Raw genomic sequence first — 24984 nt, 5'->3', positions numbered from 1 at the left:
GTTCTTCTTAGATTTAAAGTGCGGTGCGCTGTTTTGTTTTTTGAAAAAGCGTGTATACGCATCCGCAAGGTTGCGAACAGACGACTGAATCGCAATACTATCCACTTCTTTGAGCCAAACAAATTCTTTTTTTATGGCAGGGAGTTTTGCAGAGCATGTACCATATGTCAAACCTTTCCCAGTTTCTTTGTATGCGTGATCCCATAGAGATAGGAAATGATTGAATACAAAACGAGAACAGCCAATTGTTTTATTAATTAGGGTTGCTTGTGTTTTATTTGGATAGATACGAAATTTATATGCTTTATTAATCATCATTCATTTCACCTCCATTTCGGCATGTGTCTATTATACAACAAACATACATTCGATAGATAGTGAAGTAACACTTTATGTATATCGAACAATTAAGATGGCTTCCTGCCATCTCTTGTCCGAAGCCAATTCATCTCCCACCTACTCACTTCGCATTCCTTTAGGAAGGAGTCTTCTTGGCTAAAATGATAAATTACGGAAACTGCAAGTAAATTCTCACCCTTAGTATGCGAATTTACTCGGTATTTTTATATAAAGTGCCATTAAAATAATGTCAGCATAAGAACCATCTTTGAACCTAATTTGGTTTATTTGCCTACCTTCTTCTCTAAATCCTAGTCTCTTGTATAAATTTATAGCCCGTTCATTGTTTGAAAATACATCCAGACATATCTTTTCTAATCCTTCTTGTTCTTTTGCCCATTCAATAAAATGGGATAGTAACTTTGTTCCAATACCCTCATTACCGAATTCTGGTTTGATCCCCATTCCAAATGAACCGGCATGGTGTAAACGCATATAGGAAGATCTAGAAAAAGATAAAAAACCGATGACTTGATCATTAAATTCTACTACTAATGTTAATCCTCCATTTTCTTGTCCTGTTTGTATCTTTTTTTGATAATCTTCTGCCTTTTCTTGCGGCTCTTCAGGTGATCGAAGAAAAAAGTTTGTCGTTTCAACAATCTTATGTTTTATCACAACTATTTCTCTTGCATCTTCTACTGTCGCTCTACGTATGTTCATCATATATTTTCTCCCCCTTTATTTCCCCTAAATAATAGCAAGTACTTAAACTAATTTAAAGAATTAATTTCCAAAAGACTTAAATTAACCTTAATAAGGGATAGTACCCCCATTGCCATCAACTTAAGAAATTGGTAGCTCCCCAAAACGAAGAAAATGAGTTGACTTCTCATAAATCACGGTAAAACAATAATTTTTTGTTTTGGGGGTACTTCAAAATTTTAGCTTGGTGAGCATGTGGCGAGACCCCTAAAAGTAATAATCGTTACTTTGCTCTAATAAAAAGTCATATAAAAAAGAAACGAAGTCAAATTGACTTCGTTTCTTTTTTACTAATTCTTTTTTTCTAGAATACGTTCAACCTCATCAACACTTAACTTGCTTGCTTTAGGAATTGTTTCAATTGGTACACCAAGTTCATGCATACCGTTAATTATTTGTATTTTCCCTTGCTTCATACGCTTGTCGGAAAGAAGAATCTTGACTCATACGTTCCCATTTGTTCATAGCTTTTTGTAATATCGGGTCTTGGTTCATCGTAATATCCTCCAATGTCTGGGTTAATCGTTCATCTTCATTCGCTGGAAGTAGTAACAACCAGCGAACAAACGAATCTTCCCAAGGATTTACTTGTTCATTACGCCACTGTTGCATTAATTTTGGAATTTCCACTATATGAATTTCAATATCATCACTTAACTTCTTTTGTTGCTGTTGATTCCATAGGATTCCTGTTGTATGAAATGCTTCATATTCTGGAAACATCACAAAGTTTAATAAATTAATCGTAATGGTTTTGTGAAGGGAACTATATGGCATTCCCTTTTGTAATTTGGATGTATATAGCCTTCCCCAGTAATATAAACTTCTCTTAATCATGTCATGATTGTTATTCAACTGTATTTCTAGATTTACCTTTGTTCCTTTATCTAATGTAGCGGAAATATCTAAAATCGATAATTTATCCTCTTCGTGTTCTCGGTGCAAGTGTGGATCTTCTAATTGTAACGAAACAATGGGCGATTCTAAAGAATCCTGTAATATAGCATTAAAAAAAGCAATGAGAATATCCTCATTTCCACTTGTACCAAATAATTGTTAAAAAGAAAAATCAATGCGTAAATTCACTAATTGTTGGTTGGACATGGGTTTTCCTCTCCCCATCTCATATGATGTTTTTCTTTCATTGTACATAAAAGAGTGATTCATATACAAATAAGCTCTTATATCTGTGGACATAAGAGCTTATTTGCTACCATACATAATTAACAGATTAGTTGGCTGTCATAGAAATTGAAAGATTGCCTACTGTAAGGAAACTCACATTTAGTATACAAAATAAGAACAAAAATGCCAATACACAAATGTATTCAAGACAGTATATGACATTTGAAAAGTTGCTTCTAGATTTCTTTAAAAGCGTTTTTCATGAAACTTTACTTTTTACTTGTTTACGGGCTATCTTATGATAACGCCCATGCTTTACTACCTGTCTAGCATCAATTAACTCCTCTTCCATCATATCTGAAACCTCTACAACAATGGTATTCGTTAAAACTCTTACCACATATCCAGTTAATTGCAAGGAAGGATTCTTACGATAAGAAAATTGAACGCAATCACCAATTTTTACTTTTGCTGTATGTTTCATATAATAACCTCCTAAATTATAATTAATCATTCAGTAGATTTTTATGTTTTGTTTCTTCATACTGCTTAGCAAGTTTGTAAAACGAAGAACGTTTGATACCATATTTCTTCATGACTCCTACTGCTGTAATGCCACCAGACTTCCATTCTTTATAGGCTTCAATAAATTCGGCTGTAATTTCTACTGGAGGACGTCCTAACCGCTTACCTTTCCTTTTAGCTAGAGCAATACCCTCCACTTGTCGCTGTTTAATATCATGCCGTTCTTTTTCTGCAAAAGCAGATAAAATGGTAAGAGTTGCTTTCTGAATAGCACTTTGAATAACATCATTTGTACTCTTACCTGTGTAATTTACATTAATGAATGGTTCTTTTATAAATTGTAAATTAATCTCATGCTTTTCATAGTATCTGAATTCCTCTAGGACATCATTCATGCTCCTTCCTAGTCTAGTTAAAGAATCGAATACAATGGTATCACCTGTACGAGCAAGACGTTTTAACATTTGATAATTTTCGCGTTGAATATTTCTATCAGATTGTTTATCGATAAAAATATCTCGATCTTCTATCCCTAAATCTTTCATATTTCGAATTTGTCGTTCTTCATTTTGATCTTTACCGGAAACTCGTACATATCCAAATGTTTTATGTTTCATTTCATACACCTCATCAATAATTATAACAAAAATATCTGTAAATGTTCATAGAATATACAGACATCCGTAAAATTTAAAACCAACCTTTATAGACACACAAAATACTTCCCACATCTTCGAACACATATTAATAAAAAAAACTTGATCTCATGTACACATACTGTGATTAATGGGTTTTATCAGTTTAACATTCTATATGTTTTGTAAAATTCATTTATTAAATAAAAAAATCCCTTCACGATTTGTGAAGGGGTCAGTATACATTGAAAGGGTACTTCCATTTTAATATGTAAAAGAAAAAACTCGTATTGATAAAATTAACCTTTTTGTTTTTTGCCGTTTTTAATTCACTATAAAGAAACTGTAAGGATTAAATTCATTCTATAGTCTAAAATATTTTTATTAATGAAACCTGTTAAAATACAAAATTTTAGTTAGCAAACGAGAAATAAACACTTCATTATTATTTCTGCCATATTTAAAGGGCTTTTTTCTAATACAATAAGTAAAACAAAAAGAACTTGTAGAAATCACTACAAGTTCTTTTTGTTTTACAGCGAATACACGGGACACATAAATTATCTCATTATTCATAATGGGGAAACCATATTGATTACGGCTTGATTTCATTATATAACAAATATTAACATCCAGGGTTTTGATATTTGAAAATTATGTGAATTTACAATTAAAAATCCACCCTTCCTCTAAAAATTTATCGTTACAAGTTTTCTTAAGGTCTTTTCTTCATGAGAAGTAATTAACTTTTAAACTCTTTCTAATATTCAAAACCACTATTTGTAATCCAATCCATATTTTATTGATACCAATCTAGTTACAGCTATGCTACAATCCATATGAAATATTGCTTTTGGGAATGCAATTGCTATTATAATCGCAATTTATTTTCTGCAAACTGATTGGGTGTCAGCCCAAATTGCGGTTCTATTCCGCAGTCCTTAACAAATTGTTAAGGACTTTTTTTAGCATTTTCAAACAGAAGACTCCTTCCTCAAAAATGTGAAGGTGTGAAACACCAATTTTAGGTAGCGATGAGCGTCGGTTGGCATATAAAAGAATCCATGATAGTGCTTTTTCTAAATGAATATGTTACTCTTTAACGGCTGGTATTTATCATCGTAAGAAATCCAGTAACTTCATCAAAAAAATGCTCCTAGATTGATCTAGGAGCATTTTTTATGAAACATTATTTTTTATTTGCCTTTGATTCACTTTATTATAGTAACCGTGTTTTACTACTTGCCTAACATCATCTACTTCAAATCCCATTATCTCTGTAATATCTACAACAATTGTATTCTGTAGAACACTGACTACATATCCGGTTAATTCTAAATTAGGATTTTTACGATATAAAAATTGAACGTAATCCCCAATTGTTACTTCTGTTTTATGCTCCATTTGGTACCCCCTGAATCATCCTTAATTATTCGTTAGGTTTCCCTTTTTTTACTTCTTTATACTGTTTAGCAAGTCTATAAAATGTAGAATATTTAATAACCTATTTCTCAATTGCTTCTACTACATTAGTTGTATTGAAAAATTTTAGTTAGCAAATTAGAGATAAATACTTTATTATCATTTCTGCTATATTTAAAAATTTTCACTTTAAATACAATGAGGGGTATCACCACATCGCTATCAAGCTAAGGTTCGGAAAGGTTAGTTTCAGAAAAACTCTTCTTCTTTTTCTAAAAAACTAGTATAGATTATTGGAAATTATGCATATCAAATAAACCCTATCGGGTTTCATTTTTTGAATTAGGCAGCTTGATTATCAGACATGGTACAATTGTAAATGACACCTAATATATCAAAGACTGTTTTCTTCTCATACCGATGAGATTTCCGCCCGTTTTGCTGTAGGAGATTGAACAGGCGAATTAAAATCTTTGATAGCTCTTGGGTGTCTTTCTGTATAGCTTGGAAAAGAAGAAGAAAGTAATCTTTAATCATATATATGGCCTTATATTCACTCAGTTCCCGTTTCTTTTTCATAAGAAGTAATTGCCGCATTTGAAACATGGTAGAAGAACAGAGTAGAATGGCAATCAATTGCCCATACAAATGGCATTCTAATCGTTCTCGTTTTATCTTTTTACAATGATGAATATGAAAGAATGATTTCCACGTTTTAAATAAAATTTCGATTTGCCAACGTAAAGAATACCAATCATGTACTTGTCCCATTGGGACAATATCTGTAGGAGTATTTGTCATATATACATTGATAACGCTAAGTCGTTTACTACGAGCGGAATACTTCATTCCTTTCTTTTTTTCTCTTACAGTTTGATCTTGTAATCGTTTTTGTTGTTGTTCTTTTGTTAGTCGATGAACAATCACACGAGTTGGGACTTTATAAGTCATCCCTACATAAGCGTTGGATATTTCACATGTTTGTCCTGGTTGAAGAGAGTTCATTAAAACCTCCATATCTATCTGGATATACTCTGTACCTTTCTTGATTCTGCATCTTGAAAATAATCAGGGTTAGGATTTTTTTGATAAATACGTGTATTCGATTTGATACGTGAAATATAACAAGCCTTTTTCTCTTGTATATGTTGAAGATCTTTCAAATGAAAATAACCTAAATCACGGATACATAAATCATTCGCTGTTACAGTTGGGACACACAGGGAACCGTAGGTTCGATCATGTTGTTTACCTGGACCTGTATGAATATGAAGGAACTGTCCACTTAATAAATCATACTCAAGCTGAATTTTCACTCCTGCTGTATGGCTGCATCCTCCTGCACCTGGATAAATGAACGAAAAGGGATTTGGAAGTTGAAATGCAGTTGAATCTAAAATACGAATACGCTTGAAAATAGAAGTATATGGAGAAGAAATCGGCATAGATGAGGTCAATTTTTGGTTTAGTAGTTCAGCTAATAGGTGTTGTAAAAATTGGACGGCCGCTTGATTAAATCGTTGATTCAATCCCTCAGGACTGATGAGCACTTCTGTTGATGCTTCTAAACAGCTAGATAACTGAGTTAAAGAAGTAGTAGCAACATTTTGGCTCATCCATACACATAAAGCGACTAAATCTTTTGCTTGATACTTACTAGTTCGTTGTACAAAACCAACATCTCTAGCAAGATCCCGTAAGGTATTTGGAGATAAAAAATTTTGAATCTCTTGAGCAAATAGTTGTAATTCATCAGACACAGAAACAGAAACAGACATAAAAAAGCCATCCTTTCCTATGATTCTACAGAAAGAATAGCGTATTTTCATAGATTTGGGGATTGTTTTCTTAATTTACATAGAAATATATGTATACAATATATGATTGACAATTAAAGATTACATTTGTAATATATATTTAAGGATTACAAATGTAATCAAGGAGGATTATACGATGAAAGAATTACCTAAAATATCGGAAGCTGAATTGGAAATTATGAAAGTTCTTTGGTCAAAATCTCCTCAAACGGCGAATGAAGTGATTGAAGCGTTGGAGGTAACAATCGATTGGAAACCAAAAACGATTCGAACACTTATTAATCGATTAGTTCAAAAAGAAGCTGTTTCTTACCATCAAGAAAAAGGACGTTTGTATGCATATTATCCTTTAGTATCACAAGATAGTTATCTACAAGTAGAAACAAAATCCCTGCTCAAACGGTTTTATGGTGCAGCATTTAAACCTCTACTTGTAAATTTCTTAAAAGAAGAAAAACTTTCTTCAGAAGATATTAATGAGCTCAAACGCATTCTGGATGAGAAGAATGAAGAAAATCAAAGGAAGGATAGATAGTAATGATAGATATGTTTGTCAATGTCTATCTATCTCGATTTTTTGATTGGGTAATAGAAACATCCATTATGGCAAGTATATTAGTTGGTTTAATCTTATGTGTCAAAACCCTGCTTAGGAACAAGCTGACCCCACGCTGGCAGTACATGCTATGGTTGATATTAATTGTAAGGCTTTTGTTGCCATGGTCACCGGATAGTTCCTATAGTATCTATTCTATCCTTTCTTACAGCACGGGAACTTCAGTTAGCTTTTATCAAGACCCTATATCTGTTTCTTCTTCAAAAGAACGTATACAAGCAAAGACAGATATAGGAGATACAAAGGTTGTCACAAAAGACAATACCTATACATCTGGTTCATCACAAATGGCTGAGGAAAGTAAGAAACAAACACATAGTAATGAAAAGAAAAATGATAGGTTTTTTTCAATTTATACCATCATTTTATATATTTGGCTTGCTGGAGTTATCATTCTGAGCTTTATTACTCTCATTATGAATAGACGTTTATTACTCTACATAAAAAAACAACCTGCTATTATAGATCAAAGGGTTGTCGAAATCTTTGAGAACTGTAAAAAATCTATGTCTATTAAGCGAGATATCCCACTACTTTTAGCTGGGAAGGTTTCAAGTCCTACTGTGTTCGGATTCATTCAACCAAAGGTGTTATTGTCAAGTGCACATATGGAAGTACTAGATGAGCAACAGTTACGATACATTTTTCATCATGAGTTGGCTCATATCAAGCGAAGAGATATTGGTGTGAATTGGCTTATGCATGGCTTATTGATTCTAAATTGGTTTAACCCAATTCTTTGGTATGCCTACTCATGCATGCGGGAAGATCAGGAATTGGCATGTGATGCATTAGCTCTTATATATCTAGATTCGGAGGAACAACTTGCATATGGTCATACTATTATTAGCCTTTTAGAATACTATTCAAGTTATTATCAAATGCCCAGCTTAGCGAACTTAAGCAGAAATAAAAGAACGTTGAAAAGGAGAATTCTTATGATTAAAAAATTCCAAAAGAAATCTTACCGTTGGTCTGCAATTGGAGTTATTACAATAGCTGCTATTTCAGCAATATCCTTACTAAATGCACATGCAGAAGAACCAAAACAAATTAAACAAGAACAAAGAATTGGAAAATCTGCAACGTATAAAATTACTAAATATCCAATTGATGATATTATTCTCAATTATAATAATGGAGAGGTATTAGCTGTTAATGGACAGTATCAATTTGAGATAAAATCCAGACCCCCTGAAGTTTTTAATGGAGACCCCTATGTTGTTATAACCAAAGAAATGCAAGAACTCGTAGGAAAGTCCCAGGATGAGCAAGGGTTCATTTCATCAGAAAAAGGAACACCAATCTATTTCAAAAAAATAAGTAACAAGTAATAATCTAATACTCCCACTTATATAAATAAAAAATCCTTTCAGGTTTCCTGAAAGGATTTTTTAAAATTTTTGTTCTGGGGGTAATATGAGATTTTAACTTGATGGGCATGGGGTATCACCAGTATTTTGGAAAATAACCACGCTAAGAGTATGCAAGATATTATACAGTTTTTCTACTAATTCACGAACAAAAGAGGACCCTAAAACCTTGTCAGGATAGTAATGTATAGAAAAATGCATAGACCCATGGCACAAAAAAGGGGGTTCCCTTGTGAGAGTAGGGTTCCTCCTTTACTATTGCTACTGATAATAGGACGTTATGTTAACTTTGCATGTATATAATATTCATATCACTATAAAATCAATTCCTACCAACAACTTCACTATTTTTTAAATCTTCCTCTTACTTTTAAATCTCTTAACTTAAAAACTATAACAACAAATAACCTATTCTTTTAATAACTTTCAAATCTTATATAAAGATTAATTTTTAAATACTATATTGTAACAAAAACGAAATTTAAAATTACTAGGTACAATGTACTACTGATAACATACAATGCATTGTATGTTATCAAATGAAAAGGAATTATATCTATGATTAATAATCAAAATATATACTATGATTTCACTAAACAAACCATTGAACAATTTACTTATCCTGTACAACAACCATATTCAAATTTTTATAATCAACCTCAGAATATAAATTATTATTCTTACAATCCTCAATATAATGAGCGTTATCCTCATCCTTCAAATATTGTAAATGATTTTTCTAATTATTATCCTTACTACCAAAATTACACATATCCATCATCCAATCAAAAAAACTATATTGATAATATCCCAATAAACTCAGAAATATTCAGAAACATAAATGTCCCCTACTCTAATCTTTTTAGAACAATCTCAGATTATGCTGCTTCTAATAAATTTGAGGGCGGATTTCCAACTTTCTGGACATATCCAGACCCTCATTCACCATACCCATATTATCAAGTTCTATTAATAAATCCACAATATGGAGTAAAAGATGATCTTATAAATTTAGATTCTTCACCTAAGAATTTTGCTGTTCATATTAGAAATGTAAATAATGTTTTAAGAGAAGATTCAAGATATCTAGGTGGATTTCCTGATTTTAATGTATCATCATCTGGAAATCGTTTTGGAGCCACTAGATTATTCCCAAATGCAGGAATAAAGAAATTTGTATCAGATTATTCAGATCTAGGTATTATAGAACCAGAAACTGACGAGAATCTTATGAAAAGAGTACAAAGATATGCAGAAAGCCAACCAGGATTTGCTGCTGGATTCCCAACTTTCAGACACAAACCCGGACAACATGAAATAATATTGTTATATCAAAACGCTGTAACAGTAAGGAAAGAAAAGTTCCCTTTATATTTCCCCTAATATACCCTTTTTTAAATTCTCGTTATAGGAAGGAAATATCAATCACTGGGCATTAATATTTTTTAACTGAGTAACAGTTCCAAAACTGATTTTTAATAGAAAAAAGAGTTACAAATTCGATTGTAACCCTTTTTCTAAATCTTTTTTGTTTTATAAGGTTCCTATAATGATTATAGGACTGAAGTATGATTCGAAATAGCGTTGATTATATGATTCCAATCGTCACAGTGAATCTCGTGACCCGATCCTTCTAGGGTTAGTAACAAAGCATGGGGAATTTCATCAACAAGAGCAAGACCATGCTCGTATGGAAGCACTATATCCTCTGTACCATGGATAACCAAAGTAGGTATATTGATTCCTTTTAACTTCCCCTCATAAGAATCATCACCTTTAAGAAGGGAGTGATTAAACATACTGAGTAGGTTATTTGCTCGTTTTATTTCTTTTTCTACCTGCTTATAAACCCTCTTCTCATCGAATTTATGACTTGAACCACAGAGTAAAGCTGATCCTGTAACCAAGTAATTTGCAACTGATTCTTCATCTGACCAATTTAGTTTGGCCGCATTAGCATGGTAAGCGAGTATCTTCTCATCGATCTGAGGTAAATTCCTGTTGTTGTCTTCAGAACCAAAAATACCTGATGCAATCAAAGTTATACTTAGAACTCTCTGAGGGTTCCTTAAGGCTACAATTTGAGCAATCATTCCACCCAATGACATTCCAACAATATGTGCTTCGTCAATATGATATGCATCGAGTACTCCAATCGCATCATCAGCCATATCTACCACAGTATAGTGGGAACTTCCCGGTTTATAAGTAGTTGACCGTCCGACATCTCTATTATCATAACGAATAACATATCGGCCGGTATCAGCTAATTGTTGACAAAATTCCTCATCCCAATAAACCATTGAACACATGGCTCCCATAATCAGTAAGACTGCTGGATCTGCTGAATCGCCAAAGCTCTCTGTACATATATCAATTTCATTAATTTTAATAATCTTTTCAGTCATGATTAGCTCCTCATTTCATTCGTATTTAGTTAATAAAAAAGACACAATCAAATAAACCCACATATTTTGAAAAAAAATAGTTAGGCATAACGAATTGTGTTTAAAATTAACGTAAACGAATGAACTTGATAATCATGTTAAACACTCTCCTATAAAAAGGGAATAAGGGTAAAACCCTTATTTTGATTATAACATAGCTCTATTAGTAGTAATATAGGTTCACTTTTTCTTATTTTATAATTTAAAAAATAATTCTTATTGTATGAATTTGCACTCTTAGTTGAAGAAAAGACGATGTATACAATATCCAAACTTAATTAACATAACGTATCATTATCGGGAGTCAATGTATTTTAGAAACTATCAAAAGCCCTCCAGTTTAATTGATCTGGAGGGCTTTTATGTTCACATAATCAAGTGTTATCGGAAGTAAATACATGTGTTTTACTTAACATTAGATAGATGAAATAAGGGAATTAAGCACTGATTTTAATTGTTCTTTCGTCGTAGGATCTAGGATTTCTGCTTTACTATTAATCTTGGTTCCTACGACACCAATTTGTAAAGTGCTTTCTTTTGGGATATTTGCTTCAATCATTTGTAATGTGAGCATTATTGATTCATGTGCTTTATCTCCACCTGTAATACGTGAAGAAGCACTAATAACAGCTACTGGTTTATTCATAAATTCTCCCGATGATACAACCCAATCAAGAGCATTTTTTAGAACTCCTGGAACTCCCCTCGCATACTCAGGGGTACAAATTATTACACCATCAGCTAGTTTAAGTTGTTCACGTAAGTCCTTAACTGAAGCAGGAGGATCATCTGTATCTGCTTCAGGACTAAAGTATGGGAGATGTTCTAATCCTTCATAAAATTGAAAATCAATATTTTCCGATTTCAGATTAGAAATAGCATATAAAACGTTTGTATTAGAGGAATTCTTCCGTAGACTTCCTGAAATAGCGAGTATTTTTATTCTGTTTTCATTCATAGTATCATCCATTCTATTTACAAATTTGATTTTTAAATTCCCACTATTTTTTCAAATCCCTTAATATTCCATCCTTCATAATCATACTGTTTTTGAAATGTCGTGTTCAACTAATTTGCTCCATCAGTTGAATAAAGAACCCTGTATATTTTATACATGTCAAATTTACATAACGTTCTATTATCAGTAGCAAGAAAAAAGACGTCCCTCTACTCTCACAAAGGAAACTCCTTTTGCGTTCTATCTACCTATATAATTTTTTATACATCCCTATTATAGTGCGCCTTTAATCAATAGTAAGAGGATATATATCTATGCGCTCTTATTACTAATTGGCATTAGAATTGCTGCTCCCACAAGCAGAATATCTGAAAGACACTCATATAAGAGTGTCTCTTCTTTATGCAAAAAATTATTTTTAAACAAAAACTCTTTATAAAAGAACGTAAGTTCGTATATAATAAGAACAAACGTTCTTTTTAGTTAGGGAGGAATAACAGTGTATGACTATTCTATCTTACCGAATAGAATCATCTTATGTGTTGATTTACGTAGCTTTTACGCTTCAGTAAGTTGCATCAAAATGGGGTTAGATCCTATGTATACAAAATTGGCAGTAGTCGGTGATGTAAATAGAAACGGTTCAATCGTTCTAGCTGCCACTTCACCATTAAAAGCATTAGGTGTAAAAAAGATGGCCAGATTATACGAGATTCCTCGCAGAAAAGACATTCTTGTTGTAAATCCAATTATGGGTACTTACATAAATTGCTCCAATTACATAACAAAGCTAGCTTTGCAGTACGTTCCTATTGAGGATTTTCACCAATATTCCATCGACGAGTTCTTCATGGATATTACAGATAGTATTCATTTATTTGCTAATGATCCCTATGAGTTTGCGTTGAAATTTAAACGTGAAATATATGCGAAAACACGGATCGAATGCACAATAGGAATTGGCCCTAACCCTTTAATGAGCAAAGTGGCTTTAGATATTGAAGCAAAGAAGAATCAAACCGGCATTGCTTATTGGAAATATGAAGATGTCCCAACAAAATTATGGAGCATACGACCGCTTAATACATTTTGGGGCATTTCGTACAAAACGGAAGAAAAGTTGAATCGAAAAGGAATACATTCTATAGGAGATTTAGCCAATTACCCTCTTAAATATTTAAAACAGAGCTTCGGTAAGATTGGAGAAGAATTACACTTACATAGCTACGGAATTGACTTTAGTCGCATTTCAGAAAAATATGTTCCTGCCACAACTTCTGTTGGGAAAAGCCAAATACTCATGCGCGATTACACAATAGAGGAATTTCCGATTATTCTACTGGAACATATTGAAGAAGTTTGTTATCGGCTTAGAAGACAAAATAAACTTGCTCAAACCGTTCAATTTTCTGTTGGTTATAGCAAGAGTTATAACGGTGGTATTAGAAAAACACATACTTTAAGTCGTCCAACTAACCTAACTATGGATATTTATAAGATTTGTACATACTTTTTACATCAACAATATACTGGAGAGCCCATTCGCAGCATAAACATATCCTTAACAAACCTCCTTCAAGAAGGAGAAGAACAAATTTCTCTTTTTGATAACATAACGCAGCGAGAACAAGAAGTAAAATTAACAAAAGTAATGGATGAAATACGCACAAGGTTTGGGAAGAACAGTATATTGCGGGGAATTTCCTACACACATAGCGCTACAGCTAGATATAGAAATACACTAATAGGGGGACACAAATCATGAATAACGCTAATATGCCAAAAGGAAGAAAAATGGTCAAGTGGACTCCGTTCGCTGCATTAACATCTCAATTTGATGGGATACGTGAAATGATTAAGGAGCAAAACAAAGTAACCCGTCCGATTTTAACAACTGAGGAAAAAGAACGAATTGAAAACATGCTATTATGTTCCTTAATATCTGAAGAGGAAATAATGATTACATATTATGAGGATGGTTATTTACTCACTAGTTATATGACCGTTGTTGATATTGATCCTTCAAATAGCGCTGTTATATGTACCGATGCTTTTTATAATAAGATGAAACTGCACTTTTCTAATATAATAGATGTTAAATGAAGTGAATTGATGTAATCACGTTTGGATTATTAAAAAGGAGTGTAAAAATGCAAAGGAATCAGATAAGAAAGAACGCCGCAGGAGCAATTATTCATAATAGTATTAATAGCTCTCCCTTTCTAAATATACCTATGATTATTAATAAGAAAGACGTAATTATTTATGAGGTGTTAAGCGCTGGTTTTCAAGCTAATGATGCAGTAGCAATGATAACAACGGATGGTTTTGCTACACCCAGGGGAAATGCACCAATCGTAACAGCAAAAAACAATTAAACTAGATAAAACAGCTACTGTGCTAAACATCAGTTTAGACAAAACAATAATATGGCCGCCTAATCATAAAATGGTTCCGATTACAGCTACAATTCATGCTTCTGATGGTACATCAGGAATCAATTCAGTAGTGTTAACATCCATTACCAGCAATGAAATACTTCAATCTGATGATATTCGGAATGCAAATTATAATAAACCTATTAGTGGGTCCACTGACTCCTTTAGTCTTCGTGCAGATAGACTGGGAAGTGGACGTATATACACTGTGACATACACTGCTATGGACAATACAGGGAATGTTACAGCTAAAACAGCTACTGTAACGGTTCCTCATGATCGATCAAAATAAATTAAGTAGAAGGGTTCCTATCCTATACCTCTCATACAACCTTAGATACCGTTCTTATTGAGGTCCCGCCCCATCGCTATCAAGCTAAGATGTTGCTGTACCCCAATAAAGGTGCAGATTCAATCATATTTAGTGCATCTGCACCTTTAATTTTTTAGTTATCTTTTTTATGAATTTATTTTTGTACATATGCGTTTTATATAGAAATTTCTAATAATAAGGAAGTAAATAAATTGAATACAAAAAAACTTACTAATACAACAATTGAGCTTTGAATAACGGACATTTCCCTACTTATGGTTTGTCCTAATTGATGCAAAGTTAGAAATGCAAAACTGCTGTGAATCATAGCTACTACAATGGGTAAGAAAAATAATATCATCATTTGTGTTGTTATAATTTTCTTTAACTCTTTTTGACTTAAACCTAATTTTGAAATCATTTGATACTGCTCTTAATCACGTTTTAAATAAAATTTCAATTTGCAAACGCAAAGAATATCAGTCATTCTCAATCGCATTAATCGTTTGTCTTGAAACATGACATAATTTAGCTAAATCTCCTTGGGAAAGCTTTTGCTCTTTACGTAAAATACGAATTATGTTCTCCATTTTTATGAACATCACCTCTAATTTTGTCAAAAACTTTTTACATTTGTAAAAATAAAAAAACGATAATTCTTCTACACTTTAGATAGAAAGAATATCGTTTTTTTATTTTGGGCGATTTTTATTTGTTAGCTTGATAGCGATGTGGCGGTACCCCTAATAGTTAATCTTTTTATTAGCTTTTACTCTTATTGTTTCTACTTCTGGATATGATTTTTCTACAACTCCTATATCTGGAATATTACCCATTAAAGTGTTTTTAATATTAAAACGCAATATACTAAAAGTATTTTCTTTTAATAACAGCTCTTTATAAATAGAATCATCAACAATTATTAATTTAGATTGTATTTTTTGTCCCTGTCCAACGCCGATTCCTAAATCATCTCCTCCTTTTGTCACAGGAATAATTTGAGTTCCAATCTGTATCTCTTCACTAGAAATATCTTTTCCATATACCACACCTTTTTCTTTTGTAATGGATGGCAAAGATTGGATAGGCTCTGTAACACGTGGACGTAGTGTTTTTTGTAACATCTGTTCTTTTAATAGTTTCTCAGCGGTAGTTTTATTCAAAACTCGTACTGATCCAGTATTTTCACAGGATGTTTCATCTTTATGTTTAAATTCAGAACCACACATCTGTTTTTCTTTATACTGCGTAGATGAGCTTAATTTAGAATTATATTCTTCTGTTACTTTTTCTACTTGTTGTTGATCCCCAGATACAAGCAGTACATTTGGCAACGCTTGATAGAAACAATACCCTGCTCCTATTATTAATAAAATACTACAAAAAAATAAAAACTTTTTCATCAATCAAAATTCCTCCGTCTTATTAGTGTTTTGCGACTTCACATGTTTGAGGAAAATATGTGAAGTCGCAAAAAAATAAAAATTATATCGTATATATAATTTTTATTTTTTCTTTAAAGGGTATTTTGAATTATAAATAGCATTTCTTAATAAATACTGATCATCTATCTTAATTTTTTCTTAAGAAAGCTGAAAGTTATTATAGGGTCCTCTCCACATGTCTATCAAACTAACAGAAAAGGTTGCCCCAAAACGATAAAAATGAACTTCGGTGCTGTAAAAAACACAAAATTATCGTTTAGGGGGTACTTTAAAATCTTAACTTGATAGCGATGTGGTGCTACCCCATCGCTATCAAGCTAATATTTTAGATTACCCCCAAACCAAAATTCTTTAAATTGATTGATAGTAAACAAGAAAGGTTGGGAAATTCTCAATCTTTTTATTTGTTGATTTTAAATTGTTCATTATAATTTATATTTTTACTTAAAAATAACTTTGACATATAATATACTTTATTTTATAGTAAGTACTACACTAACTACTAAAGGAGTTATTATGGAAGAACTTTATAAAGAACTTCAGAAATGGGGATTTTCGCAATATGAATGTAAAGCGTATATAGGCCTTTTAAAAAATTACCCTATAACAGGATATGAAATAAGTAAAAGGTCAGGTGTACCTCGTTCAACGATTTACGAAGTGGTGGCAAAATTAATTGATAAAGGTGCGGTTTATACGGTACCTTCTGATCCTGTAACCTATGCCCCATTGCCAGCTAAAGAGTTAATTCGTCGATTACGAAACAACTTCGAAAATTCTATGGATTATCTTGAAAAGAATTTATCTGCTTTAGAAAGTGAACAAGAAGTAGATGTGATTCATCGTATCAGTAGTGATGATAATGTTGTTGCTGAAATGATTGATATCATAAATAAAGCAGATAAAGAAATATGGTTGTCGATTTGGGAACCACAAGCCTCGTCTTTAAAAAGTGCTTTAGATAGACGAATAAATGAAGAAATCCATGTTTTCTCTATTCTTTTTGGAGCACCTGATATGCAGCTTGGTGTAACTACTCATCATAATTATATGGCTCCCGAAGTAGCTGAGGAACGTATGAATGGTAGATTAACGATTGTTGCACGTGACAATGAAGAAGTATTAATTGCAAATTTTTCTCCAAATACACCTGCATGGGCAATAAAAACAGAAGACCCAGCCCTGGTATTAATCGCAATGGAGTACATTAGACATGACATTATGTTCTCAGAATTAGTTAAAGAAGTTGGTTCAGAGAAAACGGAATCTCTTTGGAAAAACGATTCTAATCTATTTCATGTTGTCACTGGAAAACGGTTCAAATAAATTGAACCGTATTTTCTTTCATTTTTTCGTAGTAGTTAGTGTGTTAGCTTCTAATTTCCAAAAAATAAGGAGGGAATGAAATGAGTCTGTCGAACGTCCAAGTGAATTCATCTCAGAGAGATGAAGATAGCTTTATCAAAGGAGTAAAAGATTGTATCCCTACATTACTAGGTTATTTAAGTATTGGAATAGCGGCAGGTGTTATTCAAAAGACTGCGGGACTTAGCATAGCTGAAATAGCTCTAATGTCTTTAATCCTTTATGCTGGCTCTGCTCAATTTATTGCTGCTGGGATGATGGCAACAAGCAGTTCTCTTACTGCCATTATTATTACCATTTTCTTTGTTAATCTTCGGCATATTTTACTTAGTGCAGCACTAGCACCTTATTTTCGGCATCTTTCTCCTTTTAGGAATATGTTAGTAGGCTCCCTACTTACCGATGAGACATTTGGGGTTGCTATTAGCGAAGCTGCAAAGAAAAAACAAATCAGTGAAAGATGGATGCATGGCCTTAACATAACAGCGTATATAAACTGGCTTGTAGCTAATTTAGCAGGAGCATTTTTGGCACAGTGGATTTCCAATCCTGAAGAATTCGGCCTAGGATTTGCCTTGCCAGCGATGTTTATAGGGATTCTTATTTTAACAATGTTAGGAAGAAGTGCAATCAAACTAGATATCATTGTCGCAATTATAGCAGTTGCAATTGCTGTAGGAAGTTCTTTCATATTGTCCAGTAGTATGGGGGTTATTGTGGCTACAATTATTGCTTCAACAATAGGAATGGTGGTGGAAAAATGGAAGTAAGATGGGGCGTTTTTTTAATTATTCTAGGTTCAGCTATTGTAACGTTTATTCCAAGGGTCGTTCCTCTTATGGTACTAAGTCGTTTCGAATTACCGGGATGGGTAATGCGATGGTTAAATTATGTCCCTATTTCTGTTATAGCTGCTTTGATTGGTCAAGAGATATTTATACATGATGGAAAGATTGCATCACTTACAAGTAACATCGAATTTTTTGCAGCCATACCAACTTTCTTTATTGCTATAAAAACACGTAGTTTATTGGTCACCGTACTGGGAGGTATTATTTCAATTATAGTCTTACGTTTTTTGTTTTAAAACTAAATACTGTATTCGATCAATTGTCACGTTTACATGCCAAGCTATTGTACAAAAGATAACTATAGAGACGAAGGATAGAAGATAAGGATTGAAATATATGTTGAATTAATATTTCGGATTTTAAAAATCTTGTAAAGCCCCAAAATAAAAAAATATATATTTTGGCTTTGAAAAGCAACTTTTACATTTTGGGGTATTTATTTTTTAAACTTGAGGAACATGTGATTTTATCAGATTAAAAAGATATCTTGTTTGGTTTTGAGTTTGAAAGTAATTTAGTCACTCATGATTCAATAGTATTTCCAGATGAACATTTAAAACAAAAGTAGCAAATATATTAATTCTTGTTACAGAGCGATAATGAAATATCCCTTCTAAAAAGACGGATAAAATAATAAATTTAGATACCAATATTGAATAGCGTTTATGGAATCGATTTCTATAATTTTTCACAGAAATATATATTAGATTTTTTTGAATAATTTCACAATATATATTGTGAATTAGCCAATATCTATATACACGTATGCATGACATAAGTATGAGAAGAACACACCTTATTTTTCAAAGGGGATACAGAAGATATGAGTAAGTTGTTTAAAAAGAAATCTGTTACACAATTATTAGAACTTAGTAAAAGTAAAACCTTAATGAAAACATTGGGTTCATTTGATTTAGTTATGTTAGGATTAGGTTCAATAATTGGAACAGGAGTTCTTGTATTAGCAGGATTAGTAGCAGCAAGAGACGCCGGACCAGCAGTTGTTTTTTCATTTGTATTGGCAGCAATTGTATGTGGATTTATAGCTTTATGTTACGCAGAGATTGCTTCTATACTTCCGGTTTCAGGAAGTGTATATACATATGCCTATGCAACAATTGGTGAATTAGTTGCACATTTAGTAGGTTGGATGCTACTTTCAATATATATTTTAGCAACAGCAGCAGTTGCTAGTGGATGGACAGGTTATTTTCACAACTTAATAAGTGGATTGGGTTTAGATATGCCAAAATCACTGTTAATGATTCCATCTCAAGGTGGTCTGATGAATCTACCAGCGATGGTCATTACATTGATAATTACATGGATGTTATCGCGTGGTACAAAGGAAAGTAAACATATCAATAATATAATGGTGTTAATTAAAATTGGAATGGTTATATTATTTATTGTAGTTGGTGTATTTTATATAAAGCCAGAGAACTGGGTACCGTTTACACCATATGGTGTAAGTGGCGTTTTAGCCGGTGGGGCAGCAGCATTCTTTACTTTTATGGGATTTGATATATTAGCAACTTCGGCAGAAGAAGTAAAAAATCCACAACGCAATCTTCCCATTGGTATTATTGTATCGTTAATCATATGTACACTTATATACGTTATAGTGTGCCTTGTTATGACAGGTATGGTTTCCTATAAAGAATTAAATGTACCTGAAGCAATGGCTTATGTAATGGAAGTAGTAGGACAAGGTAAAGTCGCTGGTGTAATTGCTGTAGGAGCAGTCATTGGTCTAATGGCTGTTATTTTCTCTTCGATGTATGCAGCAACACGAGTATTCTTTGCAATGAGTCGTGATGGACTATTACCCAAATCACTCGCGAAAATTAATAAGAAGACTGAAGCACCGACTTTCACAATAGGGTTGGTAGGAATAGGAAGCTCTTTTATTGCTGGGTTGATCGATTTGAAAGAATTAGCGAATTTAGTTAATATTAGTGGTTTGGTAACGTATTCAATGGTGGGTATATCAGTTATTATCCTTCGTAAAACTCATCCTAATTTAAAGCGAGGCTTTATGGTACCATTTGTACCTATATTACCAATCATTTCAATTGTAAGTTGTATATTTTTGATGCTAAATTTACCATTAAGAACATGGCTGTACTTCTGCATTTGGATAACTATCGGGGTAATAATATATTTCCTTTATTCTATGAAGCATAGTAATTTAAATGAGAAAGTAAATTCAAAAGAAATTAAATAACTATATTTCTTTTGAATTTAGGGCATTGTTTGTGATTAGATTGAAGTAGGATAGAAGAACTTTTATTTTATCAATTTGTTTAATAACGTTTTTTATAAATTAGATTTTCGTAACTGATGAAGACTCTTTTTGCTACTGAAAACAAAATTTATGTAAATTGTATAGCCTACCTTACAGACATTTTTTGTTTTTTAACGTGAAGCTGACAAAAATATTGGCAGTAGCATATCACTATTGACTTACTAAATTAAATTTTCTTGAAATGAAAAAATACGTTATTCTTTCTGTAGAATCATAGGAAAGGATGGCGTTTTTTGTATGTCTATTTCTGTATCTAATGAATTACAACTATTTGCTCAAGAGATTCAAAGTGCCCTATCTCCAAATGCCTTACGGGATCTTGCTAGAGATGTTGGCTTTGTACAACGAACCAGTAAGTACCAAGCAAAAGATTTAGTCGCTTTATGTGTATGGGTGAGCCAAAATGTAGCTATGACTTCTTTAACTCAGTTATCTAGCTGTTTAGAAGCATCAACAGAAGTACTCATCAGCCCTGAGGGCTTGAATCAACGATTTAATAAAGCGGCTGTTCAATTTTTACAACACCTATTAGCTGAACTACTAAACCAAAAACTGACCTCATCTATGCCAATTTCTTATCCATATACTTCTGTTTTCAAGCGTATTCGTATTTTAGATTCAACTGCATTTCAACTTCCGGATATATTTTCATCAATTTATCCTGGTGCGGGAGGATGCAGCCATACAGCGGGAGTAAAGATACAGCTTGAGTATGATTTATTAAGTGGACAATTCCTTCATATTCATACAGGTCCAGGTAAACAACATGATCGAACCTACGGTTCCTTGTGTGCACCAACTGTAACAGCGAATGATTTATGTATCCGAGATTTAGGTTATTTTCATTTGAAAGATCTTCAACATATACAAGATAAAAAGGCTTATTATATCTCACGTATCAAATTGAATACACGTATTTATCAAAAAAATCCAAACCCTGATTATTTTCAAGATGGCAGAATTAAGAAGGGTACAGAGTATATCCAAATAGATATGGAGGTTTTAATGAACTCTCTTCAGCCAGGACAAACGTATGAAATATCCGACGCTTATGTAGGAATGATTGATAAAGTACCAACTCGTGTGATTGTTCATCGACTAACAAAAGAACAACAACAAAAACGATTACACGATCAAACGGTAAGAGAAAAAAAGAAAGGAATGAAGTATTCTGCTCGTAGTAAACGACTTAGCGGTATCAATGTATATATGACAAATACCCCTATAGATATTGTCCCGATGGGACAAGTACATGATTGGTATTCTTTACGTTGGCAAATCGAGATTTTATTTAAAACATGGAAATCATTCTTTCATATTCATCATTGTAAAAAGATAAAACGAGAACGATTGGAATGCCATTTGTATGGGCAACTGATTGCCATTCTACTTTGTTCTTCTACCATGTTTCAAATGCGGCAATTACTTCTTATGAAAAAGAAACGAGAACTGAGTGAATATAAGGCCATATATATGATTAAAGATTACTTTTTTCTTCTTTTCCAATCAATACAAAAAGACACCCAAGAGCTATCAAAGGTGTTACTTCGCCTGTTCAACCTCTTACAGCAAAACGGGAGAAAATCTCATCGATATGAGAAGAAAACAGTCTTTGATATATTAGGTGTCATTTACAATTGTAGCATGTTTGATAATCAAGCGGCTTAAATCAAAAAATTGAAACCCATTAGGGTCTATTTCGTATGCAAATCTTTAAATTCCCTACACGTAGCTTTTAAAAAAAGAAACAACCTCTACTATAATTAACGTTATATTTTCTTAGCTTGATAGCGATGTGGTGCTACCCCATGCCCATCAACTTAAGAATTCAGAATTACCCCATAACGAAAATTATTTGCATGACGTTATATTTAGAGTAATTATCTTGATTATTTTTAACATCTCCTTAATTCTTAAACTGATGTATTGGGAGACCACTCCATATACATCAGTTTTTAAAAATTAAATACTTTATTTACCAAGTTAATATAAATTGCCTCCGCATAAGAGACAGTAGAATTTCTAAATCTTTATTTTAATATTAATTAATTCAAGCGTATTCCTTCGAATGCATTTATTACCAAGTCATGCACATAGGAATCATCCAACTTTTCACCGGTTACTAGCAACCGATAAAAAATTGGTCCGTAAATGAGATCGATACTTAAGTCAACATCGAGATTTTCTTTTAATTCGCCTCTTTTAATTCCCTTCTCCAGGAGTTGCTTTGCTTGCAGGCGACGTGGCTGGAAATATCGAGTACGATATTCCTCTGCCAGCTTTGAGTCAAATTGTCCTTCCCCAACTAACTCAGTAATAATAGTCCCTTCCCGACTTATCAAAAATTTGGTTAAACTTGTAGCATGAATTAAAATATCATTCAATGCTGAGCCTGTGTCAGGTATAGGCAATCTAGCTGCGGCAGCAAAAAGAAAACCATCCATTACTACAGCAGCCTTATTAGGCCACCATTTATAAATCGTAGCTTTACTAACTTTAGCATGGTCTGCAATTTTATCGACTGTGACTGCTTTAAAGCCACTTTCCAGTAATAACTCATAAGATGCAGAAAGAATAGCTTTTTGGGTTTCGATATTACGCGGTCTACCTCTTTTACCTTGCACATTAATCATTCCTTTCAAGAACATAAACTATACGTTTAGTATACTTAATATGAACAAATAATAAAATAGCCCATTTACAAAACTGAACGTTTAGTATATATTTTAGCTAATTAATAAACTGAACGTTTAGTTTATTAATTATTAAGTAATCTTGTAATGTCCATGGCTTTATCTAAGTTCCAAAATACACCAAGGTAATTCTGAAATAAAAGTATGGGGGGAAATTGTTATGTCTAATGTTAAAAATAAAGCAAGTGATAAGGAAATTTCATCGGGTTTAATCATTCTTCTGGCAACCGCATGTGGTATCATCGTGGCTAATCTTTATTATGCGCAGCCTTTAATTGGGTTAATTAGTAATGTAATTGGTCTTTCTAATAGTAGTGCCGGATTAATTGTAACGCTAACCCAGATTGGATATGTTGCTGGCTTACTATTTCTTGTACCATTGGGGGATATTGTTGAGAATAAAAAATTGATAATTATATTGTTATTACTAAGTGCAGTTGCTCTAACTGCCACAGTTTTTGTAAAGAGCGCAATCATGTTATTAGTAGCTTCATTCTTTATCGGACTGGGTTCGGTCGCAGCGCAAGTGCTCGTACCTTTTGTATCATACCTTTCATCGGAAGATGCACGCGGTCGTGTAGTTGGTAATGTTATGAGTGGCCTGTTATTAGGTATTATGCTTGCGCGTCCGATATCTAGTCTAGTAGCTGATATCTGGGGATGGAATGCAATATTTGCTTTATCTGCTACTGTAATCATTGTCTTGGCTTTTGTATTATCGAAGGTACTCCCTACTAGGAAACCAACGGCAAAAACAAATTATACCGCCTTACTTAGTTCAATGTGGCAACTACTACGAACTACTCCAATTTTACGCCGTCGTGCAATTTATCATGCTTGTGTATTTGGGGCTTTCAGCTTATTCTGGACCACTGTTCCATTATTATTGTCTAGTCCTGCTTTTCATTTTTCCCAGACTGTCATAGCATTATATGCACTTGTCGGAATTACAGGTGCAATAGCCGCTCCAATAGGTGGTCGTCTAGCTGATCTTGGCTGGACACGACCCGCCACTGGGATAGCACTCACTGTTGTTATTATTTCTTTATTACTACCACTTATTATTCAAAGTAGTTCCCCCATAGGAATAGCTGTTTTAGTAATTGCTGCAATTCTGTTGGATATGGGAGTATCTGCAAACCTTGTGCTTAGCCAACGTTTAATTTTCTCGTTGAGTCCAGAAATTCGTAGTCGATTAAATGGGCTATTTATGGCTATTTTCTTTTTAGGAGGTGCTGTTGGATCCTTTATTGGAGGATGGGCATATGCCTTAGGAGGATGGAATCTAACATTATGGATAGGAATCGCTTTTCCGACCATAGCCTTGCTTTATTTTGCCACAGAAAAATAGTTCTATAATCAAATTTTAGCAGTCAGTATCCTGACTGCTAAAATTTAAGAGTTCTCTTTTGCTTAAATATAATAAAAAAGTATCCTTATCATTAAGATTCTGCAACATCCCAAATCTATTGTTTAAGTATTTTATTTTTTATTAAATATTACGGTACGTGAAATTTTAAATGTGTCTTTTATTTTTTTACTTTGCAAC

General features: G+C 33.0%; 20 protein-coding genes and 6 pseudogenes. 13 read left to right on the top strand and 13 right to left on the bottom strand.

Annotation, left to right across the window (positions count from 1 at the left end):
• The 7 genes and pseudogenes from MR112_RS27460 to MR112_RS27430 all read right to left on the bottom strand — a co-directional run.
• A partial coding sequence (locus MR112_RS27460) for a helix-turn-helix domain-containing protein (protein ID WP_242245855.1) occupies positions 1-318 on the bottom strand: 318 nt, incomplete at its 3' end.
• Between the two features lie 219 nt (positions 319-537).
• Positions 538-1065: a GNAT family N-acetyltransferase gene (locus MR112_RS27455; protein WP_242245854.1), complete on the bottom strand. Its 528-nt coding sequence runs from the start codon at positions 1063-1065 to the stop codon at positions 538-540.
• Between the two features lie 329 nt (positions 1066-1394).
• Positions 1395-2208: pseudogene (locus MR112_RS27450) on the bottom strand (Rpn family recombination-promoting nuclease/putative transposase).
• Between the two features lie 280 nt (positions 2209-2488).
• Entirely contained in the window at positions 2489-2713 is a 225-nt protein-coding gene (locus MR112_RS27445) for a DUF2187 family protein (protein ID WP_000683046.1), read from the bottom strand.
• 22 nt (positions 2714-2735) lie between these two features.
• Entirely contained in the window at positions 2736-3371 is a 636-nt protein-coding gene (locus MR112_RS27440; protein WP_098294966.1) for a recombinase family protein, read from the bottom strand.
• Positions 3372-4568: 1197 nt separating this feature from the next.
• On the bottom strand, positions 4569-4793 hold the full coding sequence (locus MR112_RS27435; RefSeq protein WP_000400416.1) for a DUF2187 family protein: 225 nt from the start codon (positions 4791-4793) through the stop codon (positions 4569-4571).
• A gap of 360 nt (positions 4794-5153) precedes the next feature.
• Positions 5154-6589: pseudogene (locus tag MR112_RS27430) on the bottom strand (IS4 family transposase).
• Between the two features lie 175 nt (positions 6590-6764).
• Here MR112_RS27430 and MR112_RS27425 point away from each other — a divergent pair.
• From MR112_RS27425 to MR112_RS27415, 3 genes and pseudogenes are all read left to right on the top strand, one after another.
• Positions 6765-7163, top strand: coding sequence for a BlaI/MecI/CopY family transcriptional regulator (locus MR112_RS27425; RefSeq protein WP_000661415.1), 399 nt, complete (start codon positions 6765-6767; stop codon positions 7161-7163).
• A gap of 2 nt (positions 7164-7165) precedes the next feature.
• Positions 7166-8285, top strand: a pseudogene (locus MR112_RS27420) (M56 family metallopeptidase); the annotation flags it as partial.
• Positions 8286-9175: 890 nt separating this feature from the next.
• On the top strand, positions 9176-10000 hold the full coding sequence (locus MR112_RS27415; protein WP_242245852.1) for a hypothetical protein: 825 nt from the start codon (positions 9176-9178) through the stop codon (positions 9998-10000).
• A gap of 170 nt (positions 10001-10170) precedes the next feature.
• On the opposite strand, the gene mle is transcribed toward MR112_RS27415, so the two are convergent.
• Together mle and MR112_RS27405 are read right to left on the bottom strand one after the other, a co-directional pair.
• Positions 10171-11025: an alpha/beta fold macrolide esterase gene (gene mle, locus MR112_RS27410; RefSeq protein WP_242245851.1), complete on the bottom strand. Its 855-nt coding sequence runs from the start codon at positions 11023-11025 to the stop codon at positions 10171-10173.
• A gap of 454 nt (positions 11026-11479) precedes the next feature.
• Positions 11480-12022 carry an NADPH-dependent FMN reductase gene (locus MR112_RS27405; protein WP_098281115.1) on the bottom strand — a complete coding sequence of 181 codons (543 nt, stop codon included), beginning with the start codon at positions 12020-12022 and terminating at the stop codon, positions 11480-11482.
• A 499-nt stretch (positions 12023-12521) separates the two neighbouring features.
• Here MR112_RS27405 and MR112_RS27400 point away from each other — a divergent pair, with 499 nt between their 5' ends.
• The 4 genes and pseudogenes from MR112_RS27400 (at position 12522) to MR112_RS27385 (ending at position 14752) form a co-directional block, all read left to right on the top strand.
• Positions 12522-13787: a Y-family DNA polymerase gene (locus MR112_RS27400; RefSeq protein ID WP_242245850.1), complete on the top strand. Its 1266-nt coding sequence runs from the start codon at positions 12522-12524 to the stop codon at positions 13785-13787.
• A complete protein-coding gene (locus MR112_RS27395) occupies positions 13784-14125 on the top strand; it encodes a YolD-like family protein (protein WP_098560004.1) in 342 nt (113 codons plus the stop codon). Before MR112_RS27400 ends, MR112_RS27395 begins: the two co-directional genes overlap by 4 nt.
• Before the next feature lie 47 nt (positions 14126-14172).
• Positions 14173-14397, top strand: a pseudogene (locus MR112_RS27390) (hypothetical protein); the annotation flags it as partial.
• A gap of 22 nt (positions 14398-14419) precedes the next feature.
• Positions 14420-14752: a hypothetical protein gene (locus MR112_RS27385; protein WP_242245849.1), complete on the top strand. Its 333-nt coding sequence runs from the start codon at positions 14420-14422 to the stop codon at positions 14750-14752.
• 167 nt (positions 14753-14919) lie between these two features.
• Here MR112_RS27385 and MR112_RS27380 read toward each other — a convergent pair.
• From MR112_RS27380 to MR112_RS27370, 3 genes and pseudogenes are all read right to left on the bottom strand, one after another.
• Positions 14920-15206 (bottom strand): annotated as a pseudogene (locus MR112_RS27380) (ABC transporter permease); the annotation flags it as partial.
• Between the two features lie 49 nt (positions 15207-15255).
• Positions 15256-15363: pseudogene (locus MR112_RS27375) on the bottom strand (helix-turn-helix transcriptional regulator); the annotation flags it as partial.
• A 153-nt stretch (positions 15364-15516) separates the two neighbouring features.
• Entirely contained in the window at positions 15517-16176 is a 660-nt protein-coding gene (locus MR112_RS27370; RefSeq protein ID WP_149214607.1) for a lipoprotein BA_5634 family protein, read from the bottom strand.
• A 558-nt stretch (positions 16177-16734) separates the two neighbouring features.
• Between MR112_RS27370 and MR112_RS27365 the strand changes: the two genes are divergently transcribed.
• The 5 genes from MR112_RS27365 (at position 16735) to MR112_RS27345 (ending at position 22410) form a co-directional block, all read left to right on the top strand.
• Positions 16735-17544 carry a TrmB family transcriptional regulator gene (locus MR112_RS27365; protein ID WP_242245848.1) on the top strand — a complete coding sequence of 270 codons (810 nt, stop codon included), beginning with the start codon at positions 16735-16737 and terminating at the stop codon, positions 17542-17544.
• Between the two features lie 80 nt (positions 17545-17624).
• The gene (locus MR112_RS27360; protein WP_242245847.1) at positions 17625-18353 is read left to right on the top strand and encodes an AzlC family ABC transporter permease; all 729 of its coding nucleotides are present in this window, start codon (positions 17625-17627) and stop codon (positions 18351-18353) included.
• Entirely contained in the window at positions 18344-18670 is a 327-nt protein-coding gene (locus tag MR112_RS27355) for an AzlD domain-containing protein (RefSeq protein ID WP_242245846.1), read from the top strand. Before MR112_RS27360 ends, MR112_RS27355 begins: the two co-directional genes overlap by 10 nt.
• A 587-nt stretch (positions 18671-19257) precedes the next feature.
• Complete coding sequence (locus tag MR112_RS27350) at positions 19258-20661, top strand: amino acid permease (protein WP_242245845.1); 1404 nt, start codon at positions 19258-19260, stop codon at positions 20659-20661.
• 318 nt (positions 20662-20979) lie between these two features.
• Positions 20980-22410, top strand: a complete 1431-nt coding sequence (locus MR112_RS27345) for an IS4 family transposase (RefSeq protein WP_242245844.1) — start codon at positions 20980-20982, stop codon at positions 22408-22410.
• Positions 22411-22787: 377 nt separating this feature from the next.
• On the opposite strand, the gene MR112_RS27340 is transcribed toward MR112_RS27345, so the two are convergent.
• A complete protein-coding gene (locus MR112_RS27340; protein ID WP_149214608.1) occupies positions 22788-23375 on the bottom strand; it encodes a TetR/AcrR family transcriptional regulator in 588 nt (195 codons plus the stop codon).
• A 220-nt stretch (positions 23376-23595) separates the two neighbouring features.
• Here MR112_RS27340 and MR112_RS27335 point away from each other — a divergent pair, with 220 nt between their 5' ends.
• Positions 23596-24786 (top strand): MFS transporter, encoded by a 1191-nt coding sequence (locus MR112_RS27335; RefSeq protein WP_242245843.1) that lies wholly within the window; start codon positions 23596-23598, stop codon positions 24784-24786.
• Positions 24787-24984 lie beyond the last annotated feature (198 nt).

It is taken from the genome of Bacillus cereus group sp. BfR-BA-01330 (genome assembly GCF_022663885.1).
Classification (GTDB): domain Bacteria; phylum Bacillota; class Bacilli; order Bacillales; family Bacillaceae_G; genus Bacillus_A; species Bacillus_A cereus.
Note: the sequence above shows the minus strand (reverse complement) of the source record. Positions and strands in the feature narration are given on the sequence as shown.